The sequence below is a fragment of the Streptomyces spiralis genome, from assembly GCF_014654675.1.
Classification (GTDB): domain Bacteria; phylum Actinomycetota; class Actinomycetes; order Streptomycetales; family Streptomycetaceae; genus Streptomyces; species Streptomyces spiralis.
On sequence record NZ_BNBC01000010.1, the window covers coordinates 189,634 to 207,682 of the forward strand.

At 71.2% G+C, this 18,049-nt stretch carries 13 protein-coding genes and 1 pseudogene; 7 read left to right on the forward strand and 7 right to left on the reverse strand.

Annotation, left to right across the window (positions count from 1 at the left end; translation table 11 throughout):
* Both IE318_RS13655 and IE318_RS13660 read right to left on the reverse strand, forming a co-directional pair.
* Positions 1–607, reverse strand: a pseudogene (locus IE318_RS13655) (hypothetical protein); the annotation flags it as partial.
* A complete protein-coding gene (locus tag IE318_RS13660) occupies positions 597–1,376 on the reverse strand; it encodes a tetratricopeptide repeat protein (protein ID WP_229903503.1) in 780 nt (259 codons plus the stop codon). The gene IE318_RS13660 and the pseudogene IE318_RS13655, both read right to left, overlap by 11 nt.
* A gap of 163 nt (positions 1,377–1,539) precedes the next feature.
* Between IE318_RS13660 and IE318_RS13665 the strand changes: the two genes are divergently transcribed.
* On the forward strand, positions 1,540–1,965 hold the full coding sequence (locus tag IE318_RS13665; protein WP_189900054.1) for an OsmC family protein: 426 nt from the start codon (positions 1,540–1,542) through the stop codon (positions 1,963–1,965).
* 234 nt (positions 1,966–2,199) lie between these two features.
* The gene (gene dnaK / locus IE318_RS13670) at positions 2,200–4,071 is read left to right on the forward strand and encodes a molecular chaperone DnaK (protein WP_189900061.1); all 1,872 of its coding nucleotides are present in this window, start codon (positions 2,200–2,202) and stop codon (positions 4,069–4,071) included.
* 317 nt (positions 4,072–4,388) lie between these two features.
* On the opposite strand, the gene IE318_RS13675 is transcribed toward dnaK, so the two are convergent.
* From IE318_RS13675 to IE318_RS13685, 3 genes are all read right to left on the reverse strand, one after another.
* Complete coding sequence (locus IE318_RS13675) at positions 4,389–5,204, reverse strand: SAM-dependent methyltransferase (protein WP_030170761.1); 816 nt, start codon at positions 5,202–5,204, stop codon at positions 4,389–4,391.
* A gap of 66 nt (positions 5,205–5,270) precedes the next feature.
* Complete coding sequence (locus tag IE318_RS13680; protein WP_030170764.1) at positions 5,271–6,134, reverse strand: Sco1979 family transcriptional regulator; 864 nt, start codon at positions 6,132–6,134, stop codon at positions 5,271–5,273.
* Between the two features lie 52 nt (positions 6,135–6,186).
* Entirely contained in the window at positions 6,187–7,023 is an 837-nt protein-coding gene (locus IE318_RS13685; protein ID WP_189900063.1) for a helix-turn-helix domain-containing protein, read from the reverse strand.
* A gap of 42 nt (positions 7,024–7,065) precedes the next feature.
* On the opposite strand from IE318_RS13685, the gene IE318_RS13690 reads away from it, so the two are divergent.
* The 3 genes from IE318_RS13690 to IE318_RS13700 all read left to right on the forward strand — a co-directional run bounded on the left by IE318_RS13690 (position 7,066) and on the right by IE318_RS13700 (position 9,368).
* Complete coding sequence (locus IE318_RS13690; protein ID WP_189900065.1) at positions 7,066–8,178, forward strand: ADP-ribosylglycohydrolase family protein; 1,113 nt, start codon at positions 7,066–7,068, stop codon at positions 8,176–8,178.
* A 107-nt stretch (positions 8,179–8,285) separates the two neighbouring features.
* Positions 8,286–8,591: a 4a-hydroxytetrahydrobiopterin dehydratase gene (locus IE318_RS13695; RefSeq protein ID WP_189900067.1), complete on the forward strand. Its 306-nt coding sequence runs from the start codon at positions 8,286–8,288 to the stop codon at positions 8,589–8,591.
* Positions 8,592–8,615: 24 nt separating this feature from the next.
* Positions 8,616–9,368: a class I SAM-dependent methyltransferase gene (locus IE318_RS13700; protein ID WP_189900069.1), complete on the forward strand. Its 753-nt coding sequence runs from the start codon at positions 8,616–8,618 to the stop codon at positions 9,366–9,368.
* Between the two features lie 196 nt (positions 9,369–9,564).
* Here the strand turns inward: IE318_RS13700 and IE318_RS13705 are convergent, their stop codons facing one another.
* Positions 9,565–12,264 carry a cellulose binding domain-containing protein gene (locus IE318_RS13705; protein WP_189900072.1) on the reverse strand — a complete coding sequence of 900 codons (2,700 nt, stop codon included), beginning with the start codon at positions 12,262–12,264 and terminating at the stop codon, positions 9,565–9,567.
* 119 nt (positions 12,265–12,383) lie between these two features.
* Positions 12,384–15,299, reverse strand: a complete 2,916-nt coding sequence (locus IE318_RS13710; RefSeq protein ID WP_189900074.1) for a glycoside hydrolase family 48 protein — start codon at positions 15,297–15,299, stop codon at positions 12,384–12,386.
* Positions 15,300–15,597: 298 nt separating this feature from the next.
* Between IE318_RS13710 and IE318_RS13715 the strand changes: the two genes are divergently transcribed.
* Both IE318_RS13715 and IE318_RS13720 read left to right on the forward strand, forming a co-directional pair.
* Positions 15,598–17,085, forward strand: coding sequence for a cellulase family glycosylhydrolase (locus tag IE318_RS13715; protein WP_189900076.1), 1,488 nt, complete (start codon positions 15,598–15,600; stop codon positions 17,083–17,085).
* A 42-nt stretch (positions 17,086–17,127) separates the two neighbouring features.
* The coding region (locus IE318_RS13720; RefSeq protein WP_189900078.1) for a cellulose binding domain-containing protein at positions 17,128–18,049 on the forward strand (922 nt) is incomplete at its 3' end.

Genomic DNA, 18,049 nt, shown 5'->3' on the forward strand with positions numbered 1-18,049 from the left:
GGCTGTCGGGATCCGGCTCGGTGATGTCCGGGTGGACGACGGCCGTCACGCCGCTCGAGCTGTAGAACATTCCGCGCACCCAGTCGTGCGGGGACTCCGCGAGGGTGTACGTGTCCCGCAGGCCGTGCCGTGCGGCGTCGGCGCGGCACTCCGCCTCGCGCCGCGCGTGCCGGTCCGTGCCGCCGTGCGGCGGTGCGTCCGCCCGCGGCAGCTCCACCACCGTCAGCGCCTCCCAGCGGCCGGGACGCGCCGAGGCCGGGCGCGCGGGCGCCGGGGGTGGTGTCGCCGGGTCCGGATCGCACAGCCGTAACGCGGCGCCGCCGCACAGCAGGCCCCACAGCGCGCGGCCCGGCTCGGGGAGCCGGTCCGGCCGTTCGGTACCGGGATGGACGACGAGGACCGCGTCCGGATGCTCCGTGAGCAGTGCCTGGGCCTGCGCCGGTGTGGTGGCCGTGTCGGGCAGCGGGTCCAGCCGCGACGCGTGGGCCTGTGCTCTCGCCTCCCGGTCCAGGTCGTCGACCGTACGGTCCCGGCCGATGACGGCGGGCGGACCGACGTACACGACGGCCTTCCGCCTCCGGTCGCCGCTGTGGGGCTCACTCGGCATGGACATCCTCCGTGGTACGGGCGGGGAGCGGGCACCGGGCCTCGAGTCCCGTGCGGGTGCGCACCCCGCCTCCGAACATTCCCTCGGCCCGCAACTGCCGCAGCCACGCGTCGAGTTCGCCGCTCAGGCCGGTGCTCTCCTCGGACAGGCGCGCGGCCCGGTCCCGCCGGTCGGGGTCGTTGGCCAGCAACAGCAGCTCGATCTTGAGCGCGATGCTGTACGGGTCCCGGCCGTCGAGTTTCAGCGCCTCCTCGACGTAGCCGGACGCCACGTCCAGGTTGTCGCGGGTCAGCGCTATCCGGGCCTTCCAGTACCAGAAGACCGACGAGTCCCGTGCCAGCCGGGACGCGTCCAGGGCGCGTTCGGCCTGGTCGGGTTCGCCGCCCTCGACATGCCGGCGCACCGCGGCCAGGGAGCGCTCGGCGGGGCTGCGGCCGCCGTCCTTCGCGCGGGCCGCCTGCCCGGTGACCGTGCGCACCGTGATGAGCAGCACCGCCAGCAGGAACAGCAGGAGCATGCCCACGAGCACGACGAACTGGCGGACGCTCTTGCTCTCGGCGAGCGTGGCGAAGATCCCGAGGATCGCGACGGCGAAGGCGAGCACGACGACCGCGCCGAAGAGGGCCGTGGCCTGGCCGGAGGTGAGGGTCCGGAACATTCGCCTGCGGATGATGTCGCGCACGAGGTCCCGGTAGAGCAGGTACAGGACGCCGAGAGCGACCCCACCAAATCCCGCGATTCCCCCGAGGACTTGGAAGAGTTCGACCATGGAACGGACTGTAGGCCCTCACCGCGCCGCCCGGCAGGGGATTCACCGACCTTCTCCGGCAGGTCGTGGCCCGTTCGACGGGTGTGCGGGGCGTTGATGTGATCGGATGGAGGGCAGGCAAACCCCGGAAACGGGCACCTAGGCGAAAGGTATGGAACACACCGTGGCAACCACGCGCACCGCTCACACCGACTGGGAAGGCAACCTGCTCGAGGGCAGCGGCGTCGTCACCTTCGACTCCTCCGGCATCGGCCAGCAGCCGGTGTCGTGGCCGTCGCGCGCCGAGCAGGCGAACGGGAAGACCAGCCCCGAGGAACTGATCGCCGCCGCCCACTCCAGCTGCTTCTCCATGGCGCTGTCGCACGGCCTGGCCGGCGCCGGCACCCCGCCCACCAGGATCCGGACCAAGGCCGACGTCACCTTCCAGCCGGGTGAGGGCATCACCGGCATCCACCTCACCGTCGAGGGGACGGTCCCCGGCATCGACAACGACGCGTTCGTCGCCGCCGCCGAGGACGCCAAGAAGAACTGCCCGGTCAGCCAGGCCCTCACCGGCACGACGATCACCCTGGAGGCGAAGCTGGCCTGACGCGCCGCGGACGGCTCGAGCACTCCTGCGCGCCGCGCCCCGATCCGGGGCGCGGCGTCGTCGTTTCCGGCCACCGGGGTACCCGGACCACAGGAGTCGGAGCGGCGTCGTGCGGGGACGGCGACGGGCGTCGCACCCCGGCATTGACAACGCCCCACTCAGGTTTTGTGCTGGAGTACGGGACGGTGCCCTGCTGGAACCGGCGGAACAACCGGCGGTGGAAAGGGGACGGAGATGGCACGCGCGGTCGGGATCGATCTCGGGACGACGAACTCGGTGGTGGCGGTCCTGGAGGGCGGCGAGCCCACCGTCGTCGCCAACGCCGAGGGCGCGCGGACCACGCCGTCGGTGGTGGCGTTCGCCAAGAGCGGTGAGGTGCTGGTCGGCGAGGTCGCCAAGCGGCAGGCCGTGACGAACGTGGAGCGCACCGCCCGCTCCGTCAAGCGCCACATGGGCGAGGCGCAGTGGCGCTTCCCCGAGCAGGGCTCCGTCGACGGCACCCGCTACCAGGCACAGGAGCTGTCCGCGCGGGTCCTGCAGAAGCTGAAGCGGGACGCGGAGGCCTACCTCGGCGAGGACGTCACCGACGCGGTGATCACCGTACCGGCGTACTTCGACGACGCCCAGCGGCAGGCGACCAAGGAGGCCGGGGAGATCGCCGGCCTGAAGGTGCTCAGGATCATCAACGAGCCCACCGCCGCCGCGCTCGCCTACGGCCTCGACCGGGGCGAGGAGCAGACCGTCCTCGTCTTCGACCTCGGCGGCGGCACCTTCGACGTGTCCCTCCTGGAGATCGGCGAGGGCGTGATCGAGGTCAAGGCCACCAACGGCGACACCCACCTCGGCGGCGACGACTGGGACCAGCGGGTCGTCGAGCACCTGGCCAAGCGGTTCAAGGGGCAGTACGGCGTCGACCTGGCGGCCGACAAGATGGCGGTGCAGCGGCTGCGCGAGGCGGCGGAGAAGGCCAAGATCGAACTGTCGTCGTCCTCGGAGACCACGATCAACCTGCCCTACATCACCGCCTCCGCCGAGGGCCCGCTGCACCTGGAGGAGAAGCTCACCCGCGCCCAGTTCCAGGAGCTCACCGCCGACCTGCTGGACCGGTGCAAGCAGCCCTTCCACCAGGCGGTCAAGGACGCCGGGATCAAGCTGTCCAGCGTCGACCACGTGATCCTCGTCGGCGGCTCCACCCGCATGCCCGCCGTCACCGACCTGGTGCGCGACCTCACCGGCAAGGACCCGCACAAGGGCGTCAACCCCGACGAGGTGGTCGCCGTGGGCGCCGCCCTCCAGGCGGGCGTGCTGCGCGGCGACGTCAAGGACGTCCTGCTGCTCGACGTCACGCCGCTGTCCCTGGGCATCGAGACCAAGGGCGGCATCATGACCAAGCTGATCGAGCGCAACACGACCATTCCGACCCGGCGTTCGGAGATCTTCACGACGGCCACCGACAACCAGCCCTCGGTGGGCATCCAGGTCTACCAGGGCGAGCGGGAGATCGCCGCGTACAACAAGAAGCTGGGCGTCTTCGACCTGACCGGCCTGCCGCCCGCCCCGCGCGGGGTCCCGCAGATCGAGGTGGCCTTCGACATCGACGCGAACGGCATCATGCACGTGTCGGCGAAGGACCTGGCCACCGGCCGCGAGCAGAAGATGACGGTGACCGGCGGCTCGGCCCTGCCCAAGGAGGACATCGACCGCATGATGCGGGAGGCCGAGCAGTACGCCGAGGAGGACCGCAAGCGCCGCGAGGCCGCCGAGACCCGCAACCAGGCCGAACAACTCGTCTACCAGACCGAGAACTTCATCCGCGAAAACGGCGACCGCATCCCCGCGGACACCAAGGCCGAGGTGGAGGCCGCCGCCGCCGAGCTGAAAACCCTCCTGGAACAGAACGCCGACACCGCCCCCCTGCGCACCGGCGTCGAGAAACTCGCCTCCGTCAGCCAGAAGATGGGCCAGGCCATGTACGCCCAGTCCCAGCCCACCTCGACGGAGGCCGGTGACCAACAGCAGACCCCACGCCCCGGCCAGGAGGACGAGGGCGTGGTCGACGCCGAGATCGTCGACGACGAGCGCGACACCAAGGGCGGAGCCGCCTGACGCGGTGAGGCGGCGCGCCCGTGTGCCCGGCGACGCGCCTGCCCGGGGCGGTCGGACGAACGGGGCCCGGCCCGGGGTGTCGGACGGCCGGGGCCTCGGGTGCCGGTTCCGGCGTCGTGGGTGGGCCGAAGTACGGCCGTGTCCGTGCGTAGAAGGCCGTGCCATGTACGCGTGCTGGTCGCGCGGGCGGCCGGCACCGCGTCCACGTGCTGATCGCACGGGCGGTGGCCCGGGACTGGGCCGGCCGTCCGGGTGGCCCCGGAGGTGAGTCCGGGGCGGCCTCGCACGGAGTCGCCCCCGGTCGGGGCGGTGGCCGGTCAGGGCTTGACGGCCACGCCCGCGTAGACGGGCACGATGCCCTCCGTCTGGGCGGTCACGTCCTCCGGGTCCGGGCGCCAGCCGGTGACCGGGATGATGCCCGGCCCCAGCAGCCGCAGGCCGTCGAAGAAGCGGGAGAACTCGGCGAGGGAGCGGGGGTAGAAGGGCGTGCCGCCCTGGCGGAACAGGCCGGCGGCCTTCGCCACGGCCTCCGGGTTCAGGTCCGGCGTCACCTGCGACAGGATCAGGTGGCTGCCCGGCGCGAGGGCGTCGACGTACCGCTTCAGCAGGCCGTGCACGTCGTCGCCGTCGGCCGCGTCACCCAGGTAGTGCGTCAGCGCGACCAGCGACAGGGCGACCGGCCGGGAGAGGTCCAGCGACTCCGCGGCCGCCCGCAGAATCGTGTCGGGGTCGCGGACGTCGGCGTGCACGTACTCGGTGCAGCCCTCGGCGGAGCCCCGCAGCAGCGCCTGCGCGTGCCGCAGCACGATCGGGTCGTTGTCGGCGTACACGACCCGCGACTCCGGCGCGATCCGCTGGGCCACCTGGTGCAGATTGGGCTCGGTCGGGATGCCGGTGCCGATGTCGAGGAACTGCCGGATCCCGGCCTCGGCCGCCACCCGGACCGCCCGGTGCATGAACCGGCGGTTGGCGCGCGCCCCGCGCACGGCGGTCTCGTCGACGGCGAGGATCCGGCGGGCCAGTTCCTCGTCCACCGGGTAGTTGTCCTTGCCGCCCAGCCACCAGTCGTACACCCGCGCCGGATGCGGGCGGCTGGTGTCGAGACGGACGGGCGCGGCGTCGGATCCGGTCATACGGCTGTGACTCCTCGGCTCGGTCGGGGCGTCGGAAGTTGGAAGATGGACGGTGAAAAGGAGGTCTCAGAAGTTCTCGCGGCACTCGCGCAGCAGCTTGCGGGTGCGTTCCGCCGAGGCGGCGCGCGCCGTCATGTGGTCGAGCACCTCCAGGTGCGCCGCGACCTCCTTGCGGGAGTCCAGGTACAGCGCGCCGGTCAGATACTCGGTGTAGACCATGTCCGGCAGCTCCGGCTCGGCGAAGCGGAACAGCGAGAACGGCGCGTACGTCCCCGGGTGGGGACCGTCCGCGAACTCGGCGATCTGCACCGTCACCCGGTCCCGCTCGGTGTACTCCAGCAGCTTGTCCAGCTGTCCGCGCATCACCGCGCCGCGGATGCTCACCGGCCGCCGCAGCACCGTCTCCTCGACGATCACCCACAGGTGCGGCGCGTCGTCCCGCTCCAGCAGCTCCTGCCGGGTCATGCGCAGTGACACATGCCGCTCGATCGCCTCCGGGCCGGTCTGCCCGACCGTCCCGGCCTCCAGCACGGCCCGCGCGTACTCCTCGGTCTGCAGCAGTCCGGGCACGAAGTGCGGCTCGTAGGAGCGGATCAGCCGGGCGGCGCCCTCCAAACTCACATACAGGCTGAACCAGTCCGGCAGCACGTCGTGGAACCGCTGCCACCAGCCCGGCTGGTTGGCCTCCTCGGCGAGCCGCACGAACGCGGCGGCCTCCTCCTCGCCCACCCCGTACGTCGGCAGCAGCATCTGCACGTACGGGATCCGCAGCGCGACCTCGGCCAGCTCCATGCGCCGCACGGTCGCCGCGGCCACCCGCAGCACCCGCGCCGCCTCCTCGCGGGACAGGCCGGCCGCCTCCCGCAGTTCCTGAAGCCTTCTGCCGAGCACCACCTGGCCCACGGTGGGCGCGGGCCGCCGCTCACTCACGCCACGCCTCCCCGAACGCGCCGAAGTCCAGCCAGCAGTCTCTCACGATGCCTCAAGAGACCATGGAGTGAAGGTACTTCACCGTCGCCGGGTCGGCCGGCAGAAACGTCTCGATCGCCAGTTCGGCCACCGTCACGTCCATGGGCGTGTTGAAGGTGGAGATCGACGAGACGAACGACAGCACCCGCCCCTCGTGCTCGATCCGCATCGGCAGCGCGAAGTACGGCACGTCCTCCTCCGGCTCCTCCACGACGGCGCCGACCTTCTCCGCCACCGGGTAGGCCGCCACCTCCTCGTACAGCGCGCGCAGCGCTCCCGAGCGGTGCAGCGCGATCTGACGCTCCATCTGTGCCAGCAGATGCCCGCGCCACTCGCGCAGGTTGCGGATGCGCGGCGCGAGACCCTCCGGGTGCAGGGTCAGCCGCATCGCGTTCAGCGGCGGGGCCAGCAGCGCCTCGGGGACGCCCTCCAGCAGCATGGTGATGCCCCGGTTGGCCGCCACCACGTCGTACACGGCGTCGACCACCAGCGCGGGATACGGCTCGTAACCTCGGATCAGCCGCTCCAGGCCCTCCCGCAGCGCGCCCAGCGCCGGGTCGTCCAGCGAGGTCTCCGGGAAGTGCGGGGCGTAACCGGCGGCCAGCAGCAGCGCGTTGCGTTCCCGCACCGGCACGTCCAGGTGCTCGGCCAGCCGCAGCACCATCTCCTCGCTGGGCCGTGACCGGCCGGTCTCGATGAAGCTGATGTGCCGGGCCGAGGAGTCGGCGCGCAGGGCGAGTTCCAGCTGACTGACCCGCCGCCGCTCCCGCCAGGCCCGCAGCAGCGGGCCCACGCCCTGACCGGCGGGGGCGGTGGGAGGCACGGGGGCACCGGTCGCGACAATGGTCATGAGTACGACCGTAGTCGAACGGCTGTCGATGAGGGGGCGCGCATGAACGGGCCGTGGAGGCCGTCCTGGGAGGCGACGGCGGTGTACCGGGCCAGGGTGCGCGGCTGCCTGCTGGGCGGTGCCGTCGGGGACGCCCTCGGCTACCCGGTCGAGTTCAGCTCCCTGGACCGCATCCGTGCCGCGCACGGCCCGCACGGCGTCACCGGCCTGGTGCCCTCCCCCGGCGGCGCCGGGGCGGTCGGACTGATCAGCGACGACACCCAGATGACCCTGTTCACCGTGGAGGGCGTCCGGCAGGCCCACGAGCGCGAGCGGCACAAGGGCATCGGCGGCGGCTGGTCCCGCATGGTGCGCTGGGCCTACGCGCGCTGGCTGGAGACCCAGCTCCGCACCGGCCCCGAGGACAGCGAGGTCGCCCGGCCCACCGGCGGCGGCTCCTACGCCGGTCCGCGCGGCGGCCTGGTCACCGAGCGGTGGCTGTATGCGCGCCGTGCCCCCGGCAACGCCTGCCTGTCCGGCCTCGCACAGGACTTCGTGCCCGACCCCGAGGCCGAACTCGGGCGGCCCGGACCCGTCAACTCCGACTCCAAGGGCTGCGGCGCCGTGATGCGCTCGGCGCCCTTCGGGCTCACCCGCACCGACCCCGGGACCGCCTTCTCCATGGCCGCCCGCTGCGCCCAGATGACGCACGGCCACCCCACCGGCTACTACGCGGCCGGCGCGCTCGCCGCGATCGTCGCCCACATCGTGGCCGGGGACTCCGTCGAGGGCGCGGTCCTGCGCACCCTGCGGCTGCTCGCCCGGTACCCCGGCCACGAGGAGACCACCGCCGCCCTGGAGCAGGCCCTGGACCTGGCCGCGCAGGGCAGCCCCACCCCGGAGAGACTCGAGCGGCTCGGCGGCGGCTGGATCGCCGAGGAGGCCCTGGCCATCGGCGTCTACAGCGCGCTGGCCGTCCCCCGTGTGGCGGACGCGCTGCTGCTGGCCGTCAACCACTCGGGCGACAGCGACTCCACCGGCTCCGTCTGCGGCAACATCCTCGGCGCCCGGCACGGCGATCACGGCCTGCCGCACGCCTGGGTGGCGCAGGTCGAGGGCCGCGACCGGATCGCCGCGCTGGCGGACGACCTGGCCGCCGAATGCGTGCCCGACTGAGCCTTCAGGCACCGGCGGCCCCTGCGACCAGCGACGCACCGCCGGTCCTGTGGCAGTCTGAACAGGACCGCGCAGGTGCCGTGACGTCCAGGAAGGGAAACGCGCCCATGCCCGTGGAACCGCTGTCGCAGAAGGAGATCGAGGACCGTCTGGCCGAACTGCCCGGCTGGTCCGTCGAAGGCGACCGCCTCACCCGTTCCTTCCGGCTCGGCTCGCACTTCGCGGCGACCGCGATGGTGGTGCACATCGCCCAGGTGCAGGAGGAGCTGAACCACCACTCCGACCTCACCCTCGGCTACAACACCGTCTCCCTCGCCGTGAACACGCACAGCGCGGGCGGCGCCGTCACCGGCAAGGACTTCGAACTCGCCCGCCGCGTCCAGGATCTGGCAGGGGTCCACGGGGCGAGCTGAGCCGCGCCCGGAGGGGGGAGCCGCGTGCTGGACTACGACAAGGAAGCCGAACGCTACGACGCCTCCCGCGGCGGCGAGCCCCGCGCCGCCGCCGCGGCCGAGGCGGTCCTCGGCCTGCTGCCCGAGGACACGCGGCAACTGCTGGACGTCGGCTGCGGCACCGGCATCGTCACCCGCCGCCTGGCCGCCGCCCGCGACGGAGCGCGGGTGACCGGCGTGGACCGGGCCCCCGCGATGACCCGGCAGGCCGCCACCCGCCTGCCCGGTGCCGTCGTCCTCGCCGACAGCCGTCGACTGCCCTTCCCGGACGGCCGGTTCGACGCGGTCACCAGCGTCTGGCTGCTCCACCTGGCCCCCACGCCCGCCGACGCCCGGGCCATCGTGGCCGAGTGCGCCCGGGTGCTCAGGCCCGGCGGCGTGTACGTCACGACGGTCGACAAGGCCGCCGCGCACAACGTCGGCAGCGACGTCGACGCCGTCCTCGCCGCCCGGCCGCCCAGCCCGGCCCCCCGCGACGCCGCGGACCGCGTCGCCGGATACGCGGCCGAGCACGGCCTGGTGCCGGCCGGGCAGGCCCGCTTCACGGGCCGCGGGCAGGGCCGCAGCCCCCGCCGCACCATCGCCGACCTCAGACGCGGCTGGTTCGTCACGCTGCCGCCCGGCGCACCCCTCGCCGAGACCTTCGCCGCGCGCCTCGCGGCGCTCCCCGACCAGGACCGCCCGCGCCCCGACCCGGTGTTCACCCTGCGGGCGTTCCGCAGGCCGGCCGGCGCCTGAACCCGTCCTGCGCCGAACCCGCCCGCCGAACACGGCAACTCCCGTGCGGACGTCGGCGACTGAGAGGCATTCATTGGCGCGGGCATGAGCACGGCACCCGGCCCACGATGTACACGCCGTAGGCGCCTGAAGGGCGCGTGCCGCGCACGGCACGCGCCCTTCAGCGGTCCTCTGCCTGTCGTCCTCCGCCGTCCCGTCAGCCGATCGCGCAGGTCTGGTCGCCGACCTTGAACGCGGTCGGCTTTCCGTTGGTCCCCGACCAGCTTCCGGTGAAGCCGAAGCCCACCGAGGAACCGGCCGCCACGTCGGCGTTCCAGCCGACGTTCTTCGCGGTCACCGACGCCCCCGACTGGGTGTAGTCGGTGTTCCACGCCTGCGTGACCTTCTGGCCGTCGGCGAAGGACCAGCCGAGCGCCCAGCCGTTCCAGGCCGTCGAGCCGGTGTTGGTGAGCTGGACGTCGGCCTGGAAGCCACCGGACCACTGGCTGGTGATCTTGTACGTCACCGAGCAGGCGCCCGTGGGCGGCGGAGTCGTACCACCACCGCCCGTGTCACCGCCGCCACCGGTGTCGCCGCCCCCTCCGCTCGTGTCGGAGGTGTCCCCGTAGATCACCCCGCGGCCGTTCGTCGAGACGTAGACGCGGCCGTAGACCCTGGGGTCACCCGTGATCGCCGCACCCGTCCAGCCCCACTGGTGGGCGTCGTCGTTGATCCGCGTCCAGGTCGCGCCCTTGTCGGTGGAGCGGAAGATGCCCCGGACCCCGCCGATCTTCGCGCTGGTGTACAGCGTCTGGTACAAGGCGCCGGGCGCCGCCTTGCCGAAGCCGATGGTGTCGGCCTGCTCGACGCCGGACAGCTTGGTGAAGGTCGTGCCCCCGTCGGTGGAGTGCCACAGCCCGTACGCCCCGTCGCTCGCGCCGCCCGCCAGCCACACGTCGCCCTTGGTGCCGGGCAGCGCCTTGAAGCGCACGCTGTCGCCGCTGGGCAGGCCGGTCGCCGAGGAGGCGGTGAAGGTGGCGCCGCCGTCCGAGCTGACGTAGAACTTCCCGGACTTGAAGCCGTAGAACCGCTTGGGGTCGGCCCGGTCCGACTCCACGACCGCGCCCGCCGGAATGCCGCTCGACGCCTGCCAGGACGAGCCGAAGCCCGTCGTGTACTGCACGCCGGTGCCGGCCGGGCTCCACACGAAGCGGCTGCCGTCCGCGGCCGCCGCCACCGTGCCACCGCCGCTGACGCCCGAGGGGTCCGTCCCGGCGAACCAGTTGGCGCCGTTGTCCGTCGAGAACGCGATGTGCGGGCCGGAGTCGAGGTCGCCCACCCGGACGACCGTGTTCGGGTTCGTCTCGGCGAAGTCCAGGCTCGTGGTCGTGGTGAAGGTCGGCGAGGTGAACATCATCGACGGCACCTTGGTCAGATCCGTGTGCCGGAAGCCGCCGATGTCACCGAGCGCGCTGAGCAGCGGGGCGCCCGACGGAGGCGAGGCCAGGTCGTTCACCGCCGTCTCCTCCAGGCCCTGCACCATCGGCTTCACCGCGAACTGGCCGCCGCTGTCCCACTTCGTCAGGTTCTCGGTGCCGTAGAGCGTCGCGCCCGTGCCGTACATCATCCGGTCGGAGTCGAAGGGGTCGATCTCCAGGGACTCCGTCATCCAGCCCAGCTTCGGGGTCTGCTCGGGCGGAGACGGGTTCGCGCCGAAGGTCAGCCAGGGGGAGGAGGAGACGTCGATGGTGTAGCGGTTCGAGCGGTTGGGATACGACGTGTAGTCCCAGGCCTTCGTCCAGGTGGCGCCGCTGTCCGTGGAACGGAAGATCTGGGTGTCCGGCCACCAGGAGCTGTAGGCCGTGGCCATCACCGTGCCCGGGTGCTGGCGGTCGACGGTCAGACCGCCGTACCCGAAGTAGGTGTCGGCCTCCGCCACCGGGCTGATGTCCGTCCAGGTGCCGGTCGCCGTCGCGTACCGGTACAGCCGGCCCTTGCCGCCGTCGTACGGGCCGCCGGTGTCGCTGTAGGCGAGGTAGAGGTAGCCGTTCTTCGCGTCCAGCACACCCTTGTGCGCCAGGTATCCGGTGGGCTGGCCCGCCAGCCGCTGCCAGGTCGCGCCCGCGTCCGTCGAGCGGTACACCGCGTTGTCCTTGTCGGCGACCCCGACGTAGATCGTCTTGGTGGCGCTGCCCGACGTGCCCGTGGACTCGTCGAAGGTGACCCAGACGATCCCCTGGTTGTCGTTGGCGTAACCGGTCGTGTCGTTCGGATCCTGCTGGTAGTTCCCGGGGTTGGGGAAGCTCGTCACCTGCGACCAGGTCACGCCCGAGTCCGTGGAGCGCCACAGGCCCTTGCCGCTGGGCGCGCCCAGGTACAGCACGCTGTCCTTGTTCGGGTCGATCGCCAGCCGTTCGCCCATCCCGCGGCCCGGCATGTTGCCGCCCAGCTTGAACGGCAGATCGGTCTTCTTCCAGCTCGCGCCCCGGTCCGCGGAGCGCAGCACGGCGCCGTTGCCCGGGTCCCAGCTGTTGGTGTACGTCCCGACCGCCGCGTACACCTTGTCCGGGTCCACGGAGTCGGAGGCCAGGCTGACCACGCCCGTGTGACCCCAGTCGTCCCAGCCGACCGAGTCGAGCAGCGGGGTCCAGGTCTTCGTCGACTGCTGCCAGCGGTAGGCGCCGCCGATGTCGGTGCGGGCGTAGACAAGGTTCTTCTCGGTGCGGTTGAACACGATGCCCGGGACGAAGCCGCCGCCGTCGATCCGGGCGTTCTTCCAGGTGTAGGTGTCGGCGGCGACGGTCGTGGTCGCGTTCGCGGTGCCCGCGGCGAGCGCTGACGGAGCACCGGCCAGCAGCCCGGCCGTCAGCGCCAGCGCGGCCGTGAGCAGGCGGCCCTTGCGGAGGGGTCTTCGCACGGTGGGGGTCCTCTCGTGGAGCACGGGAGAAGGGGGGAAGAAGAGACGGACGTGCACGACGACCGGGTGGACCCAGGCACAGCCTGCGGTCCACCCGGCGCGCTACGCGGAGGCGGGGCTTATTCGAGAAGCTCCGCGTAGGAACCCATGGCGAGGGCGATGTCCGCCTGGGCCCAGAACCGGTGGTACGTGAACGTGGGCGCGGCTCCGCCCTTGAGGTAGGACTCGATCTTCGACCAGGCCGGGTCGTTCTTGTAGAAGGACCGGATGGAGGAGAAGGTCGAGGAGGAGTCGATCTTGTCGCCGTTCGGCATCGTGCCGGTCCAGCCGCTCGGCACGTACACGCTGTCGCCGAACCGGCTGTAGTCGGTGCGGGTCTCCGGGACGGCGACGCCCAGGCTGTCCTGGTCGTTGTTCCACATGCCGTCCAGCAGGGCCTTCGCCGTCGACTTGGCCTGCGCGTCACCCGACTTGGCGCCGTAGTACGTCAGCGTCTTGGCGTAGGCCGCCGCCACGCCGACGTCGTCGGTGTAGTCGGCCACCGCGACGTGCAGCGAGCTGTTGGAGCCGGGGGAGGAGGGGTTCCAGGTGTCGGGCTTGCCGGACCACTGGAGGGTGGAGGGGATCCGGAAGGTGCCGTCGGGGTTGACGGTGGTCTGGGACAGCGCCCACTTCACCCACTTGTCGAGGACCGCCTTCGCCTTGGTGTCCCCGGTCTGCTGGTAGTACTCGGCGACCCGCTCCATCGACCAGGCCTGGAAGCCGAACCACTGGTTGGACGGCGGGTCGTGGTAGACCGGCGCCTCGTCGTAGTACATGCCGTAGAAGGTCGGCGTGCCGGACGGCGGGGTGGCGTAGCGGCCCTGCCAGCTGTTGGTCGCGCCGCCCGCGATGGCACCCTCGGACGACTGCAGCCACTGGTAGAACTCCAGCTGCCGCTGCAGCGACTTGCTCCAGTCGGTCGCGCCCGTCGCCGACTTCGGCTTCAGGTCGGCGTAGGAGCTCAGCGCGTACGCGGCCAGCGGGTTCTGGTAGCCGCCGTGGACGTGGCTGGAGCCGATGCGCCAGGCCCAGCCGGCCGAGGTGTCCGTGGCGCCGCCCCAGGCGTAGTACCAGGACAGCAGGTAGTGCGAGGCGTCCTTGCCGGTGCCGGCCGGGCAGGTGGAGGCCCCGACACAGTTGCCGATCTTCTTGAAGTACTTGTCGTACATCGCGTAGCGCAGGTAGTCGCCCATCTTCGCCGCCTTGCCGACGGTGGCCGACACATCGCCGCCCTTGCCCTGCTGCTTGGCCCACACGTCCGCCCAGTACGCCGCCTGCACCGCACGCGCGTCGGCGTCCGGGGCGTCGGTGTACTTCCACTGCTTGGCGTAGGAGGAGTCGCCGGTGAACAGGTCCAGGTAGCCGTTCTTGCCGCCGTACTTGAAGGAGTCGCAGGTGGGCTGGGGCACCGTCTCCCAGACGGACTCCTGCGGGCCGCGCTGGAAGGTGTTGATGTACGACGGTCCGGTGGCCGTCGGGCCCGCCTCGCACTTGCCCGGCTCGTCGCCGTAGCCGTAGACGTTGTCGACGTCCTGGATCCAGTGCATGCCGTAGACGTCGTCCGTGCCGTAGGCGGACTTCAGCTCACCCGCGATGGGGTCGGAGCCGACCGAGACGGAGGTGTCGAGCTTGGCCGGGTACTGGTCCGGGGTGTCCTCCTCGGGCGCGTACGTGGCCGGCTTGGAGGCGTTGTAGAAGGAGTTGGTGGGCTGGTCCGCGTGGGTGGGGATCATGTACTTCTCCATGATTCCCCAGGCGTTGTTGAACTTGGACCAGTCGCCCGTCACCTTGCCGTACATCGCCTGCAGCCAGAGCAGGTAGCTGTAGGCCTCCGAGGTGGTCTCGTGGCCGTAGTCGGGCGCCTCGACGATCAGTGTCTCCACCGAGTGGTACGGGATGCCCTCGGGCGAGAAGTAGCCGTTCGCCGGGTTGGTGATCTTCCCGTACAGGTCGAGGAAGCGGGCGTCGTACGCCTTGGAGGCGGCCAGCTCCGTGACGGTGACCGTGGCCTTGGAGTGGCCGGGGGCCGAGACCGTGAAGGTCGCCGCGCCGGTGCCGGAGGAGTCGGCGGTGATGGTCACCTTCTGCGCCGTGCTCCAGTTGGACGGCGTGAAGGTGAGCGAGGAGCCGCCGGCCACGGACAGGCCGGTGTTGCCGTCCGTGCGGGCCACGCTCACCGTCACGTTCGCGCTGGGCTGCGTCGAGAGCTTCACGTCGAAGGTACCCGACTTGCCCTGCTGGACGCCCAGTTGGGTCGGTGAGGCCACCACGGCGGGACCCGAGGCGACCGTGATGCCGACCGGAGTGGACTCCGCGGAGGCGCCCAGGCTGTCGTACGCCTTCGCCACCAGGGAATGACTGCCCACGGACAAGCCAGAGGTCGAGAACGAGTACGGCGCGCTGGTGTCCGTGCCGAGCAGGGTGGTGTCGTCGTAGAACTCGACCTTGCTGATGGTCGCGTTGTCGGCCGCCGCCGCGGTCGCCGCCAGCGGCACCGCCTCGCCCTGGGAGTAGGTGGCGCCCGCGGTCGGGCTGGTCAGCACCGTGATCGGCGGCTGGTGCGCGCCGGCGCAGGTGGTGCCGTTGATGGCGAAGCCGGTGGGAGCGGTGTTGGTGCCGCTGTAGCTGAACTGGGCGCCGGTGTTCACGGCGGCCCCGGCGGCGATGGTCCCGTTGTACGAGGCGTTCTTCACGGTGACCGACTGCCCGGACTGCGACCAGCTGCCGTTCCAGCCGTTCGAGAGCTTCTGGTTGCCCGAGTAGGCGTACGTCAGCGTCCAGCCGTTGATGGCGTCGGTGCCGCGGTTGGTGATGGTGAGGTCGGCGGTGAAGCCGGAGCCCCAGTCGTTGGTCTTGTAGTCCACGCTGCACTGGAGTCCCGCCGCGTGCGCGGCGGTGGAACCCGTGGCCAGCATGGTCGTCGGAAGCGCGAGGGCCGCCACCACGGCGGTCCACAAACGCCGCGCGACGCGGCGTCTGCGTCTGGGGTGCATGTGCTGGTTCCTCCTTGCGGCTCGAGAAGAAGGTGGGGGAGGAGCAACAAGCCATGAACCAGTGGGAGCGCTCCCATAGTGCGGATGGGGGTGGGGTCGGTCAAGTACTTGAAGGGTCGAAATGATGCGCCCGGCGGCCGACCCCCTCCTGTGCTGCACGGTTGAGGGAAAGTCGGCGAAAATCCGTGACCCCCCTGTTCTTTGCCGTCACTTGGCGCTACCTTCACTCGCACCAGTGGGAGCGGTTCCATCAGTCGACGCGTCCGTCACGGCACGCCCGATCTGCAAGGAGTCGCTCATGCGACACCCCCCGCGTTCAGTACTTTTAGCCGTCGCCGGTGCGGTCGCGCTCGTCGGGAGCGTGGTGGTTCCGGTGGTCACGGCACAGGGAGCCACACCCGCCTGCACGGTGGAGTACTCCGTCACCAGTCAGTGGGCGAACGGTTTCCAGGCCGCCGTGAACATCACCAACAACCGTGCCGCGCTGAACAGTTGGAGCCTGACCTTCGACCTGGCGGACGGCCAGAAGGTCACCCAGGGCTGGAACGCCAAGTGGTCCCAGTCCGGCACGACGGTGACCGCGGCCAACGAGAGCTGGAACGGCTCTCTCGGCACCGGCGCGAGCGTCAGCGCCGGGTTCCTCGGCTCCTCGTCGGGCGTCGGCGCCGTGCCGACCACGTTCAAGCTCAACGGCACCACCTGCAACGTGGATTCCGAGCCGACGACACCACCGCCGTCGACACCGCCGCCCACGGATCCGCCGACGAGCGGCACGGCCCCCGCGCTGCACGTCTCCGGCAACAAGCTGGTGGACGCCGACGGCAAGAACCGCCGGCTGCTCGGCGTGAACCGGTCCGGCGGCGAGTTCATGTGCGTCCAGGGCTACGGCATCTTCGACGGCCCCGTCGACGACGCCGCCGTCAAGGCGATCGCCGACTGGAAGGCGAACGCCGTCCGCATCCCCCTCAACGAGGAGTGCTGGCTGGGACTTTCCAACATCAAGCCCGAGTATGCGGGCGCGAACTACATCGGCGCCGTCAAGGACCTGGTGGCCCGCGTCGAGGCGCACGGCATGACCCCGATCGTCGAACTGCACTGGACCAACGGCCAGTACACCGGCAACTCGGCGGGCTGCTCCGACGTGCACGCCACCTGCCAGAAGCCGATGCCCGACGCCCAGTACACCCCGTCGTTCTGGAAGTCGGTCGCGAGCACCTTCAAGGACGACCAGTCCGTCGTGTTCGACCTGTTCAACGAGCCGTACCCGGACCGGGCGACCTCCAGCGTCACCGACGCCTGGAAGTGCTGGCGCGACGGCGGCACCTGCCCCGGCATCGGCTACGAGGTCGCCGGCATGCAGGACCTGGTCGACGCGGTGCGCGGCACCGGCGCCAAGAACGTGATCATGGCGGGCGGGCTCGCGTACTCCAACGACCTGAGCCAGTGGCTGACGTACAAGCCGGCCGACCCGGCCGGCAATCTCGTCGCCGCCTACCACGTCTACAACTTCAACACCTGCTCGAACGAGAGCTGCTGGAACTCCACGATCGCCCCGGTCGCGGCCCAGGTGCCGCTGGTCGCGGGGGAGATCGGCGAGAACACCTGCTCACACGGGTTCGTCGACCAGGTCATGAAGTGGTTCGACGACCACAACCTGTCCTACCTGGGATGGACCTGGAACACCTGGGACTGCTCCTCGGGCCCGTCCCTGATCTCCGACTACGACGGTACGCCCACGGCGTACGGCGCCGGGCTGCGCGACCATCTGCGCGCCCTCAACCCGTAAGTCACCTCGGCAAGTTCCCCAACAGGAGGAATACCCCACATCATGAGCCGCAGCAGAACAGCGATGCTCGCCGCCCTGACCCTCGTCGCCGGGGGCACGGGCATGGCCCTCGCCGTCGCACCCGCCAACGCCGGCACCTCCGCCGCCCCCTGCACCGTCGACTACCAGGTGCAGAACCAGTGGTCCACCGGCTTCACCGCCGCCGTCACCATCACCAACAACAGCGCCGCGAAGTCCAGTTGGTCGCTGAAGTGGTCCTATGCCGGCGACCAGAAGGTCACCAGCGGCTGGAACGCGAAGATCACCCAGAGCGGCACCGCCGTCACCGCCGCCAACGAGAGCTACAACGGCACCCTCGCCACCGGCGCCTCGACCAGCTTCGGCTTCCAGGGCACCTACAGCGGGACCAACGCGATTCCCGCGACCTTCACCCTCGACGGCGTCACCTGCAACGTCGACGGCGGTGGCGGCGATCCCACCACCCCGCCCCCGACCACACCGCCCCCCACCACCCCGCCCCCCGGCGGCAAGCTCGACAACCCGTACGTCGGCGCCAAGGGGTACGTGAACCCCGAGTGGTCGGCGCACGCGGCGGCCGAGCCGGGCGGCAGCCGCATCTCCAACCAGTCCACCGCCGTCTGGCTCGACCGGATCGCCGCGATCAACGGCGTCAACGGCGGCATGGGCCTCAAGGCCCACCTCGACGAGGCCCTGAAGCAGAAGGGCTCCGGCGAGCTGGTCATCCAGCTGGTCATCTACGACCTGCCCGGACGCGACTGCTCGGCCCTCGCCTCCAACGGCGAGCTCGGACCGAACGACATCGACAAGTACAAGACCCAGTACATCGACCCGATCGCCTCGATCCTGTCCGACCCGAAGTACGCGGGCCTGCGGATCGCCACCGTCATCGAGCCCGACTCGCTGCCCAACCTGGTCACCAACGCCGGCGGCACCGCGGGCAGCA

Excerpts from the sequence above, each read along its gene's own strand:
- IE318_RS13685 (WP_189900063.1), bottom strand. The coding sequence starts at position 7,023 with ATGACCATTGTCGCGACCGGTGCCCCCGTGCCTCCCACCGCCCCCGCC.
- IE318_RS13710 (WP_189900074.1), bottom strand. The coding sequence starts at position 15,299 with ATGCACCCCAGACGCAGACGCCGCGTCGCGCGGCGTTTGTGGACCGCC.
- IE318_RS13695 (WP_189900067.1), top strand. The coding sequence starts at position 8,286 with ATGCCCGTGGAACCGCTGTCGCAGAAGGAGATCGAGGACCGTCTGGCC.
- IE318_RS13715 (WP_189900076.1), top strand. The coding sequence starts at position 15,598 with ATGCGACACCCCCCGCGTTCAGTACTTTTAGCCGTCGCCGGTGCGGTC.
- IE318_RS13660 (WP_229903503.1), bottom strand. The coding sequence starts at position 1,376 with ATGGTCGAACTCTTCCAAGTCCTCGGGGGAATCGCGGGATTTGGTGGG.
- dnaK (WP_189900061.1), top strand. The coding sequence starts at position 2,200 with ATGGCACGCGCGGTCGGGATCGATCTCGGGACGACGAACTCGGTGGTG.
- IE318_RS13690 (WP_189900065.1), top strand. The coding sequence starts at position 7,066 with ATGAACGGGCCGTGGAGGCCGTCCTGGGAGGCGACGGCGGTGTACCGG.
- IE318_RS13675 (WP_030170761.1), bottom strand. The coding sequence starts at position 5,204 with ATGACCGGATCCGACGCCGCGCCCGTCCGTCTCGACACCAGCCGCCCG.